Here is a 16,067-nt window from a genome sequence, read left to right as displayed (position 1 = left end):
ATGCCTGTGATTGAACTGCTTACCACTCATGTAGATGCCCCCTGGCTACCCTGGGCGGTGCAATATTTCTTTTTAATCGGCCTGGCGACGACCTCTGCGCTGCTGCTGCCTCTGGCCCTCAGAGAAGGCTCTACACTGGCACCGTGGCGCTGGCGACTGGCCTTTATTATGGGCATTAGTGCCATTACCGGCCCGATTGCCCTGCTGGCCGACCTGCATCAACCATTTCGATTCTGGCATTTTTATACGCAACTGACTCCCAGTTCCTGGATGTGGATTGGCGCCCTTATCTTGCCGGTGTTTGTCACCTTGTCGCTAGTAGTATCACTCAGCATGCTGGTCAACCTGCTCACTCCCAAGCACCCCTGGCTAAGATGGTGGTTTGCACTGCCGGTGTGGCCTAAAGGCCGGAGTTTACAGCTGCTGGCCTGGCTGTGCGCCTTATCGGCGGTGGGCATCTTGCTATATACCGGCATGGAGATCAGGGTCGTGCGCTCACGCGCCCTGTGGGATACCGCCTGGTTACCGGTGAACCTGTTGCTAACCGCCTTGCTATCACTGTTTGGTTTGCTGCTGTTGCTGGAGGTACTCATGCCCGACGCCGGCGCTCAACGGGTGTGGGTGCTGCGCCGCGCCCTGCTCGCCACCCTGGGTGCTCTCACCGTTGCCATGGTGCTGTGGGCATTATCAGGCATGATGTTGCGCACACCTTCCTGGCTGGAGGCTTACCGTATTTTTAACCAGTTCACGTTCTGGCGAGACCTGATATTGCTGTCACTGGCCGGTGGGCTTGTGCTGTGGATACTGTGCCTGGCTCGCGCCAACCAACCTCTCGCTATCGTTGATCTGTTCCCTGCTCTGCTCGCGCTGCTCTGCCCCTGGGGATTTAGATGGGTGGTGTTAATGAACGTACAAACGGTGCCTAAATATGGTGCCGGTCTTTATCATTTAAGCGCCGATCTAGTGGCGTCGGCCGGCATCATAGTGGCTGGCACCCTGGGTTTGTGGCTGGCCCTGGCCGGCGCCGTGTGGGCGTTATTGGATAATATGGGAGTACGTCATGGATAAGAAACGTCGTACCTTGCTACAGGCCGGCATGATAGCCGGCGGCACAGGAGCCTTTGCCCTGGGATATGCCGAGCCGGTAAACAAGGCGGTGAAAGGCCTGCTGAACGGCACCAGTGGCGTACCTACCAACGATCCTATTGCCGGTAATGCCCTGCAGCCCGAATTTATGATCACGCAAAATAATGAGCTGGTGATGGGCGAACACCAGGTTGTCAGCCCGGTGCAGTGTTTCGGCTGCTGGACCCAGTGTGGTCTGCGCGCTCGGGTAGACACCCAGGCCAATAAAATACTGCGTATTGCCGGTAACCCCTATCACCCCTTGTCAAACACCCATGCCCCGGCGCAAGAAACGCCGGTGCGGGAAGTCTTCAAGCTGCTGGCCGGTGAAGCAGGGCTGGACAACCGCTCCACTGCCTGTGCCCGTGGTGCGGCACTGGCCGAACAGCTGCAAAGCCCTTATCGACTGACGCATATTCTAAAACGCGCAGGCAAACGCGGCGAGGCCAAATGGCAGCGCATCAGCTTTGAACAACTGATTAGCGAGGTAGTAGAAGGCGGCGATTTGTTTGGCGAAGGCCATGTGGAGGGGCTGCGTGCCATTCGAGATCTCACCACTCCCGTGGATGCCCACAACCCCGAATTTGGGCCCAGGGCCAACCAACTACTGGTGACCAACGCCGGTGACGAGGGGCGCGACAGCTTTTTGAAACGTTTTATTTTCAACAGCTTTGGCACCCGTAACTTTGGCCACCACGGCGGCTATTGCGGTTTTGGGTTTCGCGCCGGCTCCGGTGCGGTATTCAACGACCTGCAAAAATTCAGCCACGGCAAACCCGACTGGGACAACGCCGAATTTGTACTGTGCATCGGCACCTCGCCGGCACAGGCCGGTAACCCCTTCAAGCGCCAGGGTCGGCAGCTGGCCGAGGCGCGCAGCGAAGGCAAGCTGGACTATGTGGTGGTTGCCCCGACGCTGCCCAACAGCATAAGTCGGCTCAACGAACAACGCGGCCGCTGGGTACCCATTAAACCGGCCACCGACGATGCGCTGGCCATGGCACTGATCCGCTGGTTAATGGAAAACGACGGCATTAATACCGCCTATCTGGCTCAGCCCGGCCCGGCCGCTCAGGCCGCCGCCGGCCAGCCCAGCCACTCCAATGCCAGCCACCTGGTATTGCAGGCCCCTCACCCCGAAGCTGGCCGCTTTTTAACCGCCGCCGATATAGGGCTCGGCGATGCCGACACCCACCTGGTCGTGAATGCCGCCAACGGGGAGTGGATGGCCCATACCCAGGCTAGCCCTGCCGAAATATGGGTGACTCGCACCGTGACCATTAACGGGGTACCGGTGCAGGTAAAATCATCACTACAGTGCTTGAAAGAGTCGGCCGAGCGCCAGACCATCGCCCAGTACAGCACCCACTGTGGCGTGCCCGAACAGATTATTGCCGGCCTGGGCCAAACGCTGAAACGTCACGGCACTAAAGCCTCGGTGGATGCCCACGGCGGCATGATGAGCGGCAATGCTTTTTATACCTCATTTGCCGTGATCACCCTGAATACGCTGCTGGGCAACATCAATGCCAGGGGCGGGTATGCCGCCGGTGCCGGGGGTATCGCCGGCGTCGAAGAAGGTCCGCGTTACGACTTGATGAATTTTGCAGGTAAAGTGGCGCCCAAAGGGCTGTTTTTATCACGTAATCGTTTTGCTTATGAAGACAGCAGCGAATACAAGCGCAAGGTGGCGGCGGGTGAGCCGCCCTATCCGTCTCGTGCGCCCTGGTTCTCGTTTTCGTCCCCCTTGCTGACCGAGCACTTGGCGGCGGCGTTTGCCGGTTATCCCTATCGCCTGAAAGCCTGGATCAGTCACATGACCAATCCGCTGTACGGTATTGGTGGCGCCCAGGCATTTTTGGGCGAACAATTGAAAGATCCGGATCAACTGCCGCTGTTTATTGCCATCGACGGCTTTATCAACGAAACCACGGCGCTGGCGGATTATATTGTGCCCGATACCCTCACCTACGAGAGCTGGGGTTTTACCAAACCCTGGAGCGGCGTACCGCAAAAAACCACCACAGCCCGCTGGCCTGTGGTGACACCGGCCACACCCAGGTTGCCGAATGGCGATCATGTAGGTCTGGAGTCGTTTATTATTGCGGTGGCCAAAAAAATGGACTTGCCCGGCTACGGCGATAACGCCATTACCGATAATAACGGCCAGCAACACGCCCTGCACACCGCGTCAGACTTTTATCTGCGCGCCGCCGCCAATCTGGCGTTTGCCAATGGTCAGCCGGTACCCGATGCCAGTGCCGACGACTTGATGCTGACCAATGCGGCGCGCATGATGCCGCTGATTGCCAATACCCTGACACCCGATGAGCAACGCAAGGTGGGCTTTATATTGAGCCGAGGCGGCCGTTTTGCCCCCTTTGAAAGTGGCTGGGAAGGCGAGCAGATGAAACACCGCACCCAAAATACCCTGTGTATCTGGAACCCGACCATCGGCAGCACCATTCATTCGATGACAGGTGAAAAACTGCCCGGCTGTGCCACCGAATGTGGTCCGCGCTTTGCCGATGGCAGTCCGATGCGAGACCATTATCCGGCGCAGGACTGGCCACTACTGGTGACCTCTTACAAGTCACATTTGATGAGTTCGTCCAGTATTGGCGCCGAACGGCTGCGCATGATCCATCCGGAGAACCCGATCAGCATCAATCGTAACGATGCCGAGCGCGCGGGCATAGTGCACGGTCAGGGGGTGCGACTCATCACCCCGGGCGGCCAGGTAGAAGGCATCGCCCTGGTGCGAGACGGCATAGTAGAAGGTGCAGTCGCCATCGAGCACGGCTATGGTCACACCGAGTTGGGAGCTCGCACTCACATGGTGGACGGCGAGCCCATGGCAGCCAACCCCCGCCTGGGTGCTGGGGTAAACCAGAACCTGCTGGGCCTGATGGATCCGACCCGCAAAGATGTGGCCAATGTCTGGCTGGACTGGACCAGCGGTGCCGCCGTGCGCCAGGGTCTTCCGGCACGGATAGAAGCGATGTAACCCTAACGGTAAGTCGTCAGCTTTAAGCTGTCAGAAAATAAAAACACCGGGCAATTAGCTCGGTGTTTTTATTTGCCTACCTGGCGATTAACGCTGCGGTACATCAATCCATTGCGGGGGATGGCCAGTGTGTTCGGTAAAGTGCAGCAAGTCGATTTTGCTTAACAACACGGTGGCGGTATTGCGCAACGGATGACAGTGAAAATCATCAGCCTCACGCAAGTCGTTATCAAGCCACAGCTCCACGGCCTGCTCGGTGTCGTTAACCAGCGCCAGCACAGACACATGCCCCGGCGCTACGCCTAAATAGCGCTGCAATCGGTCGGTTGAGGCAAAGCCTAACCGCGACCAGCCCAACTGAATAGATAGCGCCTTCAAGTCGACCTGCTTGCTGGGCGGCGTTAACAGCAGTGCATGGCGACGACCGTAATTATCGCGCAAAAACAGGTTTTTCAAGCGGGTGCCGGGTCGATCCAATAATAACCGGTCTGCCTCATCGCAGGTAAATAATGGCGGGTGTTCAATGAGCGGTGGCCTGATCTGCCAACTCGCTAATTGCGTCATGATATCCATTAATTCATCTCTATAAAATCAACAAAACCATACTGAACAACGATATGAACAAGCTCGGCGCCCGCCACCACAGCCTGAGTCTGCTGGCCGAATGGGTTAAAAGATAGCTGAAAACTATACGCTGTGCGCCTTACGTTAAAGATAAACACCGCCTTTTAATCTTTAGTTGAACTTACAGCGTACGGCTTATGGCTGCCCGGTGGGCTTGGCTTATCGCTATCGCTTGGGGTTAACCGCCAGTACGTCGGCACGGATCACCGACTGCTCGGCAATCAAATCGGTCACCACGGCGCGGCTGGCTTTATAATGAGGGGTGAGTTTATGGTCGGCCAGCGCGGCTTCATCCTGATAGATTTCATACAGCCAGAACAGCTCGGGATCGGCCTTGTCTTGCAATACATCAAAGGTATGGCAACCGGATTCGTCACGCACCGAAGCTTCGGCGTTGGGCAGCATGGCCGCCAGAAATTCATCGGTTTTGCCTGGCTTGAGCTTGGTTTTGACAATAATCGAATACATTGTAAACTCCGTCTGTTTATTTAAATTCAACAAATAGTACACAACTCTTCAAGCAATAGACAAGGAGCTCCGCCATGGAAAGACCCAGTCGTTTAAACGGCATGCGCCATATCGCCTTCACCATGCCCAATCTGGAAGAATGTGAGCAGTTTTATACCGAAATTATGGGCATGCAGCTGCTGCGCCGCGCCCACAAGGACCTGGTATACCTCACCTGTGGCAACGACAACCTGTCTTTGGGCCGCTCCGACTTACCCGCCAGCGGCGTGCAAAGCATGGACCACTTCGGCTTTATTGTGGATAGCAAAGAAGAGCTGGATCAGTGGTTTTTATATCTGCAGAGCAAGGGCGTCACCATGCTGGACAAACCGCACGATCATGGTGATGGTGCGCGCAGCTTTCATGTGACCGATCCTGCCGGCAACGTGATCCAGCCGATATATCACCCAGAAATTTCCGGCCAGCGCTTTACCAACCCCTAATTAACCCTTCGCCGTGGTTTTCCCTGCCACGGCTTTCCGTTATGGTAAGAACATAGTGCTCTAGAGGCTCATGTATCCTTGATCATGCGCCCCTATCACCCCATTTTGCAGTAGAGAAACTATGTCCTTACACACAGATGAATTAAGAAGTCGCCACTTGGCGCAGCTGATTACGCCCCAGCAACTTAACGAACAATTCCCCGTCACCGACACCATGGCCAGCACGGTACTAAGTGCACGCGCCGACATAGAAGCCATTTTAACCGGCCGCAGCAACAAGCTGCTGGTAGTGATTGGCCCCTGCTCGATACACGACCCCGTTGCCGCCCTCGCCTACGCCAAACGCCTTGCCCCCCTGCGCGAACGCTATGCCGACAAACTGTGTATTGTGATGCGCACCTATTTCGAAAAACCACGCACCATAGTGGGCTGGAAAGGGCTGATTAATGACCCCCATCTTAATGGCAGTTTTGATGTGAATACCGGCCTGCAACTGGCGCGCAAACTGTTATGCGACATCAATGCCCTGGGGCTGCCCACCGCCACCGAGTTTCTGGATATGGTGACCGGCCAGTATATTGCGGACTTGATCAGCTGGGGCGCCATAGGCGCCCGCACCACCGAGTCTCAGGTGCACCGTGAAATGGCCTCGGCCCTGTCGTGTCCGGTCGGCTTTAAAAACGGCACCGATGGCAATATTCAGATTGCCCTGGACGCGGTGCGCGCCGCCAGCCATTCCCATATTTTTTGCTCACCCGACAAACATGGCCGCATGACCATCTATAAAACCGATGGCAACCCCTTTGGCCATGTGATTTTGCGCGGCGGCAAAACGCCGAATTACGATGCCGACAGCATAGCGCTGGCCGTCGATGAGCTTAAACATGTGGGCAAGCCAACGCGGCTGGTGGTGGATCTCAGTCACGGCAACAGCCTGAAGCAACCTCAGCGCCAGCTGCTGGTGGCCGACGATATTTGTAAACAATTGACCGCAGGCAGCCGTTATATTGCCGGCATTATGGTGGAAAGCTTTATTGAAGCCGGCCGCCAGGACGTCATCGACGACAAGGCCCCGGTGTTTGGCCAAAGCATTACCGATGGCTGCCTGGGCTGGAGTGATACCGAACAGTTGCTGAAAACGCTGTATGACACGGTTACGGGCTGTGAAGAGTGAAGAGTGAAGAGGAAAACACCGAATTTGGATGTTCGGTGTGTTCTTTTGGCCGTCATCCTGAGGATCGCCAGAATGACGGCAAAACCATGCGCCAGGCATCGCCTCAGCGCGGTTTCCAAGGGACTACTCCTGCGGCAGCATAATGCGTTGCCCGTCTTGCTCCATGACCTTGACCCTGACCTCGAAGACCTCGGCAATCAACTCCGGGCTGATCACCTCTGGGCCACCGCACGCGGCCAATTGCCCGCGATGCAAACACCAGATGCTGTCGGCATATTGGCAGGCCATATTAATATCGTGAATGGACGCCACTACTGCCAGGCCCTGCTCGGCATAGCCGCGCAGCAAGCGCAAGCAGGCGAGCTGATGCTGCCAATCCAGGCCCGCCAGGGGTTCATCCAGCAACAATAACTGGGCATCGGAGTTAATGGCCGGATCAACCTGCAACAGGGTACTGGCAATCAGCAATCGCTGCTGCTCGCCGCCAGACAGCGTGTTTAACTGGCGTTGATACAGTTTTTCCAATCCCAGAGGGCCGGCCAGTCGGGCAATGGACTCACATACCGCCTCACTGACACCACCCAACGGCTCGGCCCCCAAGGCCAGCAACTCGTAACCACGCAGCCCGTGGGGCAACACCGCCTGTTGCGCCAACATGGCCCTGTGCCGCGCCAGCTCGTGCAGGCTGAAACCAGACAGTGCCTTGCCTGCCAACCGCACTTCGCCCTTGCCTTCGCTGCGGCTCAAGCCGGCGGCACCGGTTAACAGACTCGACTTGCCACTGCCGTTGGGGCCAATGAGCAGAGTCAAACTGCCTGCGGCAAACTCGCCGCTAACGGGCCCGACTCGCTCGGCCTGCACAAAACCGTTAAGCGCCAGCATAACGACGCACCAATAACCAGATAAACACCGGCGCCCCCAGGGTCGCCGTGACGGCCCCAATGGGCATTTCACCCACGGCGAGCAAAGTACGCGCCGCCACATCGGCCAGGGTCAGCACCACACCGCCGGCCAGCACCGAAGCCGGTAATAAAAAACGCTGTTTGCCGCCCACCAGCAATCGTAGCAAGTGCGGCACCACCAGCCCCACAAAGCCAATAGGCCCGGCCATGGCAACACTAAAAGCAGTCAGCAAACACACCGCCAGCACCAATCGCGGCTGCAGTTTTCGCACATTCAGCCCCAATAATCGGGCCTGGCTTTCACCCAGTGCCAATATATCCAGCTGCCGGCCCTGACGCACCAGCCACACCAGTGTCGCCACTGCCGGCAACCACCAGAGAAACGACAACGGCTGGCCATGGCCCAGGCTGCCCATCATCCAGAACAAGAAGCTGCGCAATGAGGCGTCATCGGCCAGATACAACAACCAGGTCAGCACCGCATTGGCCAGAATACCGATAGCCACACCAAACAACAGCAAGGCCCCGGGCCCCAATCGCCGCCGCGCCAGCGCCAGCAGTAACAGCGTGACCAGCAAGGCACCGACGAAGGCAGCCAGCGACAGACTCCAATAGGGCAGCGTTATACCCAACGACACCGACAACGACAAGGTCAGCACCGCCGCCAGGCTGGCACCGCTCGAAATGCCAATCAAACCCGGCTCGGCCAGGGGGTTATGCAGCAATACCTGCAACACGGCGCCACACAAGGCCAGACTGGCGCCCACCAATACCGCCAGCAAGGTACGCGGCAGCCGCAGCTGCCAAAATACCTGTTGCTCCAGCGCCGACACCGGCCGCCACAGTGCCTCTATGCCCACACCCACCGCACCCAGTTGCAGACTCAGTAACATACTGGCCAGCAGCGCCAGGCCCAGCCCCCATAGCCAGTATTGATATTTACGTTGCTGTTGTTGGATTAGTGCTTCCAGCATGCTCTCTTCTCATTATTCTTAATTGGCCAGACTCAGCCAGCTGAACCAGGCCGGATACTGCTGATACAATAAATGGCCCGACATCACCATGGAAACCGTAACCAGCATGGGTTTGATAATGCGCGACCCCTTGCTGACCACCATCTTGGAGCCCAGACGCGCGCCCACAAATTGCCCCAACGCCATCGACAATCCAACCACCCACACCACCTGGCCGCCCAGAATAAAAAACAACAGCGAGGCAATATTGGAGGTAAAGTTCAGCAACTTGGTATGCGCCGTGGCCTTGGCCATACTAAAGCCGGCCAGCGCAATAAAGCCCAAAGCAAAGAACGACCCTGTACCCGGACCAAAAAAGCCGTCATAAAACCCGACACCGGTCCCGATCAGCAAGGCGAAAGGAATAATGCCCAACCGGCGTTGACGGTCTTCATCACCTACACGAGGTGAAAACAGAAAGTACAAGGCAAAGGCCGCCAGCAGAAAAGGCAGTATTTTTTGCAAGATGGAGGCGTCAATACGCTGCACCAGAATGGTCCCCAGCATGCTGCCGATAAAGGTACACACTACGGCCCATTTCATGGTTCGCCAGTCGATCATGCCGCGGCGCAAATAATAAAAAGTGGCCGAAAATGAACCGAAGCAGCTTTGCAGCTTGTTGGTCGCCAGCGCCATGGTGGGTGACATGCCCGTGGCCAACAGCGCCGGCACCGTAATCAGTCCGCCGCCGCCAGCAATGGCATCGATAAAACCGGCCAACAGTGCCGCTAACGCCAACAGCCCCAGAGTAAGCAGTTCCAGTTCCATAAAAGTTCCACATCAGCATAAAAGCGCATAGCCTAGCAGGATGGCAGGATCAGCAACAGCAAAACTCAACATTCACAGTATGTTACGAGCGCATAAGCGCTCGAAAAAGAGATAGATTCCTGAATTCCGCCTTATACTTAAGGGGATATGCCTGGCAGACATGCATACACTCGACCAATACAGGTGCCATGAACCAAAGTCGTAAGATGAGCACGAGCGGGCGATTTTTTGTATTATCAACCGCTTGAAATGACGGCTTAACGCTGTATTTAGCCCAAGGCCGTTTTGCCTGGCAGTGAGCTATGTTAACGTAGCATTTCATGACCAAGGAGAAATGTGATGCCAGATTCAGTGCTGAGCCTGTTACCCAACGATTTCCCCGATGCCAACGATGGCCACTTTCTGGATCAGGGGGTACGCCACCTGATATTGGCAGGCGGATGTTTCTGGTGTACAGAAGCCGTTTACCGCCAGCTGAAGGGCGTGCTTAATGTGGTATCCGGTTATGCCGGCGGCAGTGCAGATACCGCCAATTACGATGCGGTGTGCAGTGGTTCAACCAACCACGCAGAAGCCATTTGCATTGAATACGACAGTCATCAAATTGGCCCCGGCACCTTGCTGAAAGTCTTTTTCGGTATTGCCCACGACCCCACCCAGCTTAATCGCCAGGGTAACGACCTGGGGCGCCAATATCGTTCAGCGGTGTTTTATCAAGACGAGGCCGAGCAGCAGCTGGTAGCCGACTATATTGCTCTGTTGGAACAAAACAGTGTGTTCAGGGCACCCATTGTGACCAGTATGGAGCCACTGACCGAGTTTTATCCGGCAGAAAATTATCATCAGAATTATGCAGCCACCAATCCCAACCAGCCTTATATTGCCGCCGTTGCCCAACCCAAGGTGGCCAAGGTGCAGCATTTTTTTAAACATAGGTTGAAAAAGGATCTGTAATCTTATGGCATACACCCCCAGCCCTTACGATTTAAGCCCGCCCAGTGAAGAGCAGCGAGAGCAATTGGCCGCTCAACTGAGCGAAGACGAGCGGCGTATTTTGCTGCACCACGGCACCGAAGCGCCGTTTTGTGGTGGTCTGCTCGACAACAAACAAGACGGCAGCTATGTGTGTAAACTCTGCGCCCTGCCGCTGTTTTCGTCTGCCTGCAAGTTTGAGTCTGGTACCGGTTGGCCCAGCTTCTATGCCCCCTATCATCCGGACCACATTACCGAGCTGTCGGATGTCAGCCATGGGATGCGCCGTGTAGAAATTCGCTGCAAGCGCTGCGACAGCCACATGGGCCATGTGTTTCCTGATGGCCCCGCCCCTACCGGCCTGCGTTATTGCCTGAATTCTGCTTCGCTGGAGTTTTGCGCCAATGACGACACCAAACCCGACCCCTTGCGTCGCGGTGAGCGTGAATGCCTGTAATCCGAGCCCTTCGGGCAGCGGTAAGTGTTAAGCCGTAAGCCGTAAGCCGTAAGCCGTATGTTAAAGACGAACACCGTCTTTTGTCGCCGCTGCTTCAGCTGCGATATTCTGCGCAGCAGAATACCGTAAAGAATACATCGTGAGGTGTGAGGTGTTAACGCTCTCACGCCTCACGAATAGCCAGCTTAACTCGCCTCGAAGCGGCGTACGAAGTCGGCAATCACCATGTCGTAGAGCTTGTCTTTAAGAAACACGTCTTCTACGCCGTGATCGATATTGGGATTGTCATTGACTTCAATCACCGCCACCCGCCCCTTGCCTTCTTTTATGTCGACCCCGTACAAGCCATCACCAATGGGTTTTACCGCCTTAAGGGCGGCGCTGATCACCGCCTTGGGGGCTTCATAGGTCGGCAAGGTGACAAAACTGCCGGAATCCGCCTCTTTACCGCCGTCGTTATGGCGATAAATCTGCCAATGGCCTTTCACCATAAAGTATTTGCAGGCAAAAATAGGCTCGTGATTCAACACCCCGATGCGCCAGTCAAACTCGGTAAAAAAGTACTCCTGAGCCAGCACCAGCGCCGAGGCATTACGCAGGATCGCCAGGGTCTCGATTAAGGCGTCGCGATCGGCCACCTTGTATATACCCCGCGAAAAAGCACCGTCGGGAATCTTCAGCACCAATGGATATCCCAGCTCTTGCTCCAGCCTTGCCACCGTTTCTTTTCCTTTGGGGTTCACCATCAGGGTTTTGGGGGTGGGCACACCGTGTTTGGTAAAGCTTTCGGCCAAAAACACCTTGTTGGCACAGCGCAGAATGGAGGTCGGCGAGTCCATGACCACCAGGCCTTCGTGCTCGGCCTTTTGCGCAAAGCGAAACGTATGGTGATCGATGGCGGTGGTTTCCCGAATGAACAGGCCGTCATATTCCGCCAGCCGTTGATAATCTTTACGGGTGATCATCTCTACATTAACGCCGGCACGATCCCCTGCCTTAACAAAACGGGTCAAGGCCTTGGCATCCGACGGCGGCAGCTCTTCTTCTGGGTTGACCAGCATGGCCAAGTCGTAACGGTAGCGTTTTACCGACTTGGGTTTGCGCCAGATGATCCGTGAATAGGCTTCCAGCGCCTCGGCAAAACGGTCTTCTTCTTCCCCTGCCAGCTCACGCGGCGACAAGGTCGCCAACCCGGTCAGCTCCCAGCGCGTGCGCTTTTTAAAGGTCATTTCCAGCACCGGGCACGGCAGCCGTTCAAACAGCTCTCGGCACAGGGTTTCCAGCTCGGGCACCGGGCTGCGACCAAAGTAACTTTTCAGTTTGATTTGTTTGCTGTCGTCATCGGTTGCCAGCGCGGCCACCGCCTCGCTTACCCCGTTAAAACCAAAGGCGAACAGCCCTTTATTGCGCAGGTTGTTCAGGGTCGCCACCGAAGGGAGCACGTGCTGGCCGCGTGCCTCGGCCAATAACGAACAATAATAGCCGTTTGACAGATACTTGTTGTTTTTACACAAGTTAATCACCCGGGTACGGGACGCATTTTTGGCTGGAGCCTGCTTGAGATAGGTTTGAAAATCGACCAGGTTTTCACTGGGGAAATACGGCGCCCAGGCACTCAGTTCATCGACCACTAACACCAGTTGAGCCATCACAATCATCCATTCACATTGCCACCATGAGATGCGTTTACTCTATACATAAATCTGCGCCTGCATAGTGAAATTTTCTCGCGGCCAATAGTAAATTATCGTATCTTGAATCACTTGCCACACGCCCTTGGTGCCCTATGCCTGCCCCTTTTGTTCGCGCCGCCGAAAAGTCCGATCTCAATCCCTTGGTGGCCCTTGAAGAGCACTGCTTTGCGGGCGACAGGATCAGTCGGCGCAGCTTTCAGCGCTTTATTGAACATCCTCAAGACAAGCTGTTGCTGGCCATGCAGGATCAACAATTGCTCGGCTATATTTTGGTACTGTTTCGTCGTAATACCCGTCTGGCCCGTATTTATTCGATTGCCGTCTCACCAGAAGCGCGTGGGCTGGGGCTTGGCGCTGTGTTGATCACGGCAGCCGAACAGGCGGCGCAAGAGCAAGGTGCCGTGTTTATGCGCCTGGAAGTGCGTGCCGATAACATCTGGGCGCAAAACCTCTATCAGCGGCTGGAATATCGCCAGTTTGGGGTATACCACAACTATTATGAAGACCAGCAACTCGCACTGCGCTACCAAAAGCGAATACATCACTATCATCCCCATAGCGGCAGCAAGGCGGTCCCCTATTATCGCCAAACTACCGACTTTACCTGTGGCCCCGCCTCCATGATGATGGCCATCAGTGCCTTGTCTCCTCATTACCAGCCTGAAATAGACGAAGAGCTGCAGCTATGGCGGGAAGCCACCACCATATTCATGACCAGCGGCCACGGTGGCTGTGGCCCTCATGGCCTGGCGCTGGCCGCCCACAGACGCGGTTTCAAGGTAGCACTTACCCTTAACCAGACCGGGCCCTTGTTTGTAGGGGGTGTCCGTACCGCCGATAAAAAACAGATTCTGGAGCGGGTACACCAGCAGTTTTTGGCACAAATGGCCGACGCAGGAATAGCAGCCGAATATGGCCACTTTACCCTGGAGCAACTGGAGCAGGGCCTGAATAAAGGCGGCCTGCCCCTGGTGCTGATCAGCACCTATCATCTGGATGGCCGCAAGGCGCCGCACTGGGTGCTGGTATGCGCCATCGATAAAGAATTCGTCTATATTCACGATCCGGACATTGATGAGGCCGCCGGCGAAAGTGCGGTAGACAAGCAGTATTTACCGCTGGAGCGTCGTCGTTTTGATCGTCTGGCCCGCTATGGGCAGCAAGGGCTGCGCACTCTGGTCTGGCTGTTTAACGCCGACTAGACTAATAGCAACTTAAACGCCAAACAGGGTGCGATGGCCAGTATCGGTCATGTCTGGTCGCATAAAAAACCGCCACATTAGAGTTATTACTTCATATATATCAACCGTTTAGCAATCACACATTAACAACCGGCTCAGTCATTCAGCCTGGCGTGGCTATATTTGCGCCTCAGACTTTGTATAGTGATCTCGAGTCAAGCAGCCTGAGAGAGACTGTATTATGTTGAAAAAACGAATGATCAGCTTTGCCCTGTTGCCACTGATGCTGGCCACGACGCCGGTGTTTGCCGGTGAAGATATCAACACCATTTTAGGCGGCGGAGCCGGCGGTGCGGCCGGCGCCCTGATTGGCCGCCAAATGGGCGGCGAAACCGGCGCCCTGGTAGGCGCAGCGCTTGGCGGTGCCGCCGGTGGCGCCGCAACAGCCAACAGAGGCAACAAAAACGAAGCCGCATTAGGTGGTGCCGTGGGTGCCGTGGGCGGTGCCGCCCTGGGTAAAGAAGTGGGCGGCCATACCGGCCAGTTGATTGGTGCCGGTGTGGGGGGTGGAGCCGGTTCAGCCCTGGGTGCCAGAACCGGCGATACCCATTACCGCGGCGATAACACTCACTATCATAACGGATATGACGATCGCTATGGCGGTGGCTATCATCGTGATTATGATGGTTACTACGACGATAAATACGACAGAAAACGCCGAAAAGAACAACGCAAGTACTATCAGAAGATGCGTAAACAAGAAATCAAGCATCACGAAAAAATGCGTAAATACGAATACAAACGTCGCAAAGATGCCCGTAAACACTGGGAAAAGCGCTATGAAGATCGCTGGGACGATTAAGTCCTCGTCCTTATTTTTGATCCTCTTGAGTCATGGATGACTCTTGATGCCCCCGCCGACCTAAAGATAAATACCGAACTTTGTACTTTGCGTAAGGCTTACGGCTTTATTGCCACTCGCAAAAGGATCACTTGGCTCTGCTGCGGTCAGCTTCTGTCGGCTGTAAATAGTGGTCAAACCAGATAAAAAATAATAAATAACTTTAAAATCATAGCTTTACATAAAAACCACCTGAAACCTGCCTTGGTTATTACAACCTATACTACTTCCTTTGCTGCAGAACCTTTGTATAGTCAGCAGAAGTTAAACAGCCTAAGAGAGACTGTATTATGTTGAAGAAAAAAATGATCAGCTTTGGCTTACTGCCATTGGTACTGGCCACCACGCCGGTATTTGCCGGTGAAGATTTAAACACCCTGTTAGGCGGCGGTGCCGGTGGTGTGGCCGGTGCTCTGCTGGGCAATCAAATGGGCGGTGATACCGGTGCTCTGGTAGGAGCCGCGTTGGGCGGAGCCGCCGGTGGTGCCGCCACCGCCAACAGAGGCAACAAGAACGAAGCTGCCTTGGGCGGAGCCGTTGGTGCCTTGGGGGGTGCCGCTTTAGGTAATGAAGTGGCCGGCAATACGGGCCGGCTGATCGGTGCCGGCATTGGCGGCGGAGCAGGCTCAGCCCTGGGTGCCAGATCCGGTGGCGGTCATCGCAAGCCACAAGAAGTGCATCATTATCACCACGGCAAAAAACACAAACATAAGCACAAACACTGGCGCAAGCACGACTGGGACGATTAAGTTCCTCGTAGCTCAAGCAAAAAGCCCACCCCAACACCGTTGGGGTGGGCTTTTTTATGGTTAACTTAAGCACCAAGTGCATCAGAACGGCATTTTTCAACCCAGTTGTCCAACTAACTGCTTTTAAACAGCCAGTTTATTTCTCTCAACTTCCTGCAATTTTCCAGGGTTCNGTGAGGCAAAGCCCTTTGAAGGCCACTCCGGGCAATATTTGACGGTCCGGAACAGCGACTCCGAGTAGGGATTATCATTGCTGACTCTCGGTCGACTGTGAGACATCAGCATGCCAAGTTCAGCCAACCGCGCCTTGAGTGTGTAAGACGTCATCGGCGCGCCATTATCGGAGTGCAACACCGGTGGATGATGCCAGCAGCCTTCCCGCAACAGGGCGCGCTCGACTAACTGTTTAGCCAGCTCACCGGATTCAGTCTCATGGACTTCCCAAGCGATGATCTTGCGACTGTAGATGTCCATGATCAGGTACAGGTACCAGTGCTGACCACGCACAGCTGAGGGACAATAACTAATGTCCCAGGTCCATACCTGGTTC

14 protein-coding genes and 2 pseudogenes are annotated in these 16,067 nt (G+C 55.4%); 9 read left to right on the top strand and 7 right to left on the bottom strand.

Annotation, left to right across the window (positions count from 1 at the left end; all coding sequences use genetic code 11):
* Both nrfD and IEW52_RS10890 read left to right on the top strand, forming a co-directional pair.
* A complete protein-coding gene (gene nrfD / locus IEW52_RS10895; RefSeq protein ID WP_229667908.1) occupies positions 1-1,068 on the top strand; it encodes an NrfD/PsrC family molybdoenzyme membrane anchor subunit in 1,068 nt (355 codons plus the stop codon).
* On the top strand, positions 1,061-4,132 hold the full coding sequence (locus tag IEW52_RS10890) for a molybdopterin dinucleotide binding domain-containing protein (protein WP_188630105.1): 3,072 nt from the start codon (positions 1,061-1,063) through the stop codon (positions 4,130-4,132). The genes nrfD and IEW52_RS10890 overlap by 8 nt, the downstream gene beginning before the upstream one ends.
* 87 nt (positions 4,133-4,219) lie before the next feature.
* Here the strand turns inward: IEW52_RS10890 and IEW52_RS10885 are convergent, their stop codons facing one another.
* Complete coding sequence (locus IEW52_RS10885; protein WP_229667907.1) at positions 4,220-4,696, bottom strand: prolyl-tRNA synthetase associated domain-containing protein; 477 nt, start codon at positions 4,694-4,696, stop codon at positions 4,220-4,222.
* A gap of 225 nt (positions 4,697-4,921) precedes the next feature.
* Entirely contained in the window at positions 4,922-5,224 is a 303-nt protein-coding gene (locus IEW52_RS10880; protein WP_188630103.1) for a putative quinol monooxygenase, read from the bottom strand.
* A 74-nt stretch (positions 5,225-5,298) separates the two neighbouring features.
* Here IEW52_RS10880 and IEW52_RS10875 point away from each other — a divergent pair, with 74 nt between their 5' ends.
* Both IEW52_RS10875 and IEW52_RS10870 read left to right on the top strand, forming a co-directional pair.
* Positions 5,299-5,706, top strand: a complete 408-nt coding sequence (locus tag IEW52_RS10875) for a VOC family protein (RefSeq protein WP_188630102.1) — start codon at positions 5,299-5,301, stop codon at positions 5,704-5,706.
* A 121-nt stretch (positions 5,707-5,827) separates the two neighbouring features.
* Positions 5,828-6,880 (top strand): 3-deoxy-7-phosphoheptulonate synthase, encoded by a 1,053-nt coding sequence (locus tag IEW52_RS10870; protein WP_188630101.1) that lies wholly within the window; start codon positions 5,828-5,830, stop codon positions 6,878-6,880.
* Positions 6,881-7,003: 123 nt separating this feature from the next.
* Here IEW52_RS10870 and IEW52_RS10865 read toward each other — a convergent pair whose 3' ends face one another.
* Genes IEW52_RS10865 through IEW52_RS10855 form a run of 3 tightly spaced genes read right to left on the bottom strand, consistent with a single transcriptional unit; the run spans position 7,004 to position 9,563 of the window.
* Complete coding sequence (locus IEW52_RS10865) at positions 7,004-7,762, bottom strand: vitamin B12 ABC transporter ATP-binding protein BtuD (RefSeq protein WP_188630100.1); 759 nt, start codon at positions 7,760-7,762, stop codon at positions 7,004-7,006.
* Positions 7,749-8,756: a vitamin B12 ABC transporter permease BtuC gene (gene btuC / locus IEW52_RS10860; protein ID WP_188630099.1), complete on the bottom strand. Its 1,008-nt coding sequence runs from the start codon at positions 8,754-8,756 to the stop codon at positions 7,749-7,751. The genes IEW52_RS10865 and btuC overlap by 14 nt, the downstream gene beginning before the upstream one ends.
* 18 nt (positions 8,757-8,774) lie before the next feature.
* Entirely contained in the window at positions 8,775-9,563 is a 789-nt protein-coding gene (locus IEW52_RS10855) for a TSUP family transporter (protein ID WP_188630098.1), read from the bottom strand.
* A gap of 339 nt (positions 9,564-9,902) precedes the next feature.
* Between IEW52_RS10855 and msrA the strand changes: the two genes are divergently transcribed.
* Both msrA and msrB read left to right on the top strand, forming a co-directional pair.
* Positions 9,903-10,517, top strand: a complete 615-nt coding sequence (gene msrA / locus IEW52_RS10850) for a peptide-methionine (S)-S-oxide reductase MsrA (RefSeq protein WP_188630097.1) — start codon at positions 9,903-9,905, stop codon at positions 10,515-10,517.
* Positions 10,518-10,521: 4 nt separating this feature from the next.
* Positions 10,522-10,992, top strand: a complete 471-nt coding sequence (msrB, locus tag IEW52_RS10845; RefSeq protein ID WP_188630096.1) for a peptide-methionine (R)-S-oxide reductase MsrB — start codon at positions 10,522-10,524, stop codon at positions 10,990-10,992.
* Between the two features lie 185 nt (positions 10,993-11,177).
* Here the strand turns inward: msrB and IEW52_RS10840 are convergent, their stop codons facing one another.
* On the bottom strand, positions 11,178-12,641 hold the full coding sequence (locus IEW52_RS10840) for a RimK family ATP-grasp domain-containing protein (RefSeq protein WP_188630095.1): 1,464 nt from the start codon (positions 12,639-12,641) through the stop codon (positions 11,178-11,180).
* A 137-nt stretch (positions 12,642-12,778) separates the two neighbouring features.
* On the opposite strand from IEW52_RS10840, the gene IEW52_RS10835 reads away from it, so the two are divergent.
* The 3 genes and pseudogenes from IEW52_RS10835 (at position 12,779) to IEW52_RS10825 (ending at position 15,517) form a co-directional block, all read left to right on the top strand.
* Positions 12,779-13,888 carry a GNAT family N-acetyltransferase/peptidase C39 family protein gene (locus tag IEW52_RS10835; RefSeq protein ID WP_188630094.1) on the top strand — a complete coding sequence of 370 codons (1,110 nt, stop codon included), beginning with the start codon at positions 12,779-12,781 and terminating at the stop codon, positions 13,886-13,888.
* A gap of 235 nt (positions 13,889-14,123) precedes the next feature.
* Positions 14,124-14,481: pseudogene (locus IEW52_RS10830) on the top strand (hypothetical protein); the annotation flags it as partial.
* A gap of 577 nt (positions 14,482-15,058) precedes the next feature.
* A complete protein-coding gene (locus tag IEW52_RS10825) occupies positions 15,059-15,517 on the top strand; it encodes a YMGG-like glycine zipper-containing protein (protein WP_188630093.1) in 459 nt (152 codons plus the stop codon).
* A 174-nt stretch (positions 15,518-15,691) separates the two neighbouring features.
* On the opposite strand, the pseudogene IEW52_RS10820 reads toward IEW52_RS10825, so the two are convergent.
* Positions 15,692-16,067, bottom strand: a pseudogene (locus IEW52_RS10820) (transposase); the annotation flags it as partial.

Origin of the sequence: Oceanisphaera marina (assembly GCF_014643915.1) — a bacterium.
In the GTDB taxonomy this organism is placed as follows: domain Bacteria; phylum Pseudomonadota; class Gammaproteobacteria; order Enterobacterales; family Aeromonadaceae; genus Oceanimonas; species Oceanimonas marina.
The sequence above is the reverse complement of the archived record's forward strand: the minus strand, read 5'-3'. Positions and strand labels throughout refer to the sequence as shown.